The sequence below is a fragment of the Rothia sp. HMSC069C10 genome (assembly GCF_001812205.1).
Classification (GTDB): Bacteria; Actinomycetota; Actinomycetes; order Actinomycetales; family Micrococcaceae; genus Rothia; species Rothia mucilaginosa.
The window spans coordinates 8,166-10,725 of sequence record NZ_KV808301.1; the positions used below are offsets into that span (position 1 = coordinate 8,166).

2 protein-coding genes are annotated in these 2,560 nt (G+C 52.0%); both read right to left on the bottom strand.

The genetic code is table 11. From position 1 onward, the window contains the following. Nucleotides 1-361: hypothetical protein (locus HMPREF2842_RS09305; RefSeq protein ID WP_210398790.1), on the bottom strand; the 361-nt coding region annotated here is incomplete at its 3' end. A gap of 1,913 nt (nucleotides 362-2,274) precedes the next feature. Further along, nucleotides 2,275-2,560: IS3 family transposase (locus HMPREF2842_RS05105; RefSeq protein ID WP_141752182.1), on the bottom strand; the 286-nt coding region annotated here is incomplete at its 5' end.

Here is a 2,560-nt window from a genome sequence, read left to right on the forward strand (position 1 = left end):
CTTCCTTTTCGGAGGGACTTTCATTGAGGGTCAGATTCGCCGAGCATGCCCTCACGAGCCAACGCAGATTTCCCTTCCTTTTTGGAGGGGCTTTCATTGAGGCATCAACAGAATGGGCGTGGCGATGGAAACAAAAATATTTCCCTTCCTTCTGGGAAGGGCTTTCATTGAGGGGCGCGTGTCTACAACCGCCTCGTGGATGCGTCTCTGATTTCCCTTCCTTCTGGGAAGGGCTTTCATTGAGGCTCTGCGACAGTGGCGGCATATCTGAGGTCTCTATCTGGGATTTCCATTCCTTGTTGGAGGGACTTTCATTGAGGTGCCTTGGCGTGGTCATCAATCCCAGCGCGCAGATGCTCATTTCCCTTCCTAACCGGAGGGGCTTTCATTGAGGCCGCGCTACAATTAAGGATGTCAAAGCTCACCCTGAGAATTTCCCTTCCTTTTCAGAAGGGCTTTCATTGAGGCCCCATCGCTTTTATCTCTTGCTGCTTGCCCTACCATATTTCCCTTCCTTTCTTTTTTCGGACGAGCTTTCATTGAGGCAACATCGACCGCGGCAGGTTCTTCCACTGGACCGGCATTTCTTCGCTTTCTAGAGGAGACTTTCATTGAGGCGCCGGAAACGGCAAAATGTACGGCGTCATGGGACAAAATTATTCTCCCTTCCTTTTTGGAGGGGCTTTCATTGAGGCAGGTGGTCTAGCTCGAAGGCATCCATGTTTACGCTATTTCCCTTCCTTTTCGGAAGGGCTTTCATTGAGGCCTCAAGGTACAGAACAAGCGGTCCCGCGGTCATCTTGATTTCCCTTCCATTTCGGAGGGGCTTTCATTGAGACGCGTGCGTTTTGTCAGCGGTGCCCTTGAAGACCGCATTTTCCCTACAATTTCGTAGGGACTTTCATAGAGGCGAGGTGCTCCGCTATTATTTCCCTGAGTGCAACGGTATTTCCTTTCCTTTTTGGGAAGGGCTTTCATGGAGGTGCCATAGTGCCGAAAGGTTGCGTCTTCGGCTCGGGTATTTCCCTTCCTCTTCGGAGGGGCTTTCATTGAGGCGGGCTATTTGCCGACCCGTCAGGAGGGTCTGGAGCAGGACTTCCCTTCCTCTTGGGAAGGGCTTTCATTGAGGCGGACAACTACCGCCAGCCCCGCACAAAACGGAATTATTTCCCTTCCTTTTGGGAAGGGCATTCATTGAGGCCCGGATATTCCGCTCGCCACCTACAATAGAGGCAGGATTTCCTTTCCTTTTTGGAGGGGCTTTCATTGAGGCGGGTTTTTTGGCATATACGGGGGCGGGGTGGTGAGTATTTCCCGTCCTTTCCGGAGAGGCTTTCATTGAGGCACCTCTTGCATCCAGTGAGTCTGATGCATATTCTGAGATTTCCCTTCCTTTCCGGGAGGGCTTTCATTGAGGCAGCGGCGATTTCACAGGCGGACTTAATGAACGACTTATTTCCCTTCCTTTTCGGAAGGGCTTTCATTGAGGCGCCGAACAGCGAGTTCAACGACGGCGAGGATCTATATTTCCCTTCCTTTTTGGGAGGGCTTTCATTGAGGCAAGGTGAGCTTGGGCAGCAGTCCGTTGACGAATCCATTTCCCTTCCTTTCTGGAGGGGCTTTCATTGAGGCCCGTTTTGGGTGACGTTGGGGTCGCCGTTTGACTCTGAATTTCCCTTCCTTTCCGGAAGGACTTTCATTGAGGCACCGCACCCGGTAGTTACTTCATGTGGGCAGGCGGAATTTCCCTTCCTTTTCGGAAGGGCTTTCATTGAGGGCTGTGGACTGAGGGCCGCTTTTTGCGGTAAAGTTGATTTCCCTTCCTTTTGGAGGGGCTTTCATTGAGGCTTTGGCAACAAGCCGCACGCTGCAGCGGATGCGTTCATTTCCCTACAGTTTTGTGGGGACTTTCAGTGAGGTGCTCTGCAGGTTGCATCATGGACGGATATCCCGCCTATTTCCCTACTTGGTTGTGGGGATTTTCAAGAAGACAGACTGTTGTGATGGTCCAGGATAGCTGCTGAACCGTTTGTTCTGCAGCTTGAAGTGTAGACTTTCATTGAGGCGACCCAGATGCCCACGCAGCGTCTCTGGGAATCCGCATTTCCCTTCCTTTTTGGAAGGGCTTTCATTGAGGCATGGGGATGCCGCGGTCTGCAACCTGGGCGAGGACGATTTCCCTTTCCTTTTTGGAGGGGCTTTCATTGAGGCGCCGTTACCCTCTACGGAGCACTGAACTGCGCCCCGAAACTTGGACGCATTAAATAGTAACCCTTACACGGCTTCCCGTAGGGCCTGATCCCGGTACTCTACCGGAGTCAGGCCCTTAAGCTTTACTTGACGTCTTACTGTATTCCAATGCGTAATATAGGCATCAAGGTCAACCTTGAAACTCTCGAAAGTTGGCCAGTCTTGGCCGCGAAAAAACTCGTCCTTCAGGTGTCCAAAGACTTGCTCAGTGGCGCCGTTATCGATGCAGTTACCTTTGCGTGACATGCTCTGGGTCAAACCGTTCTCAGCGAGCATACTGATGTAGGTCTCGTGCTGATACTGCCACCCC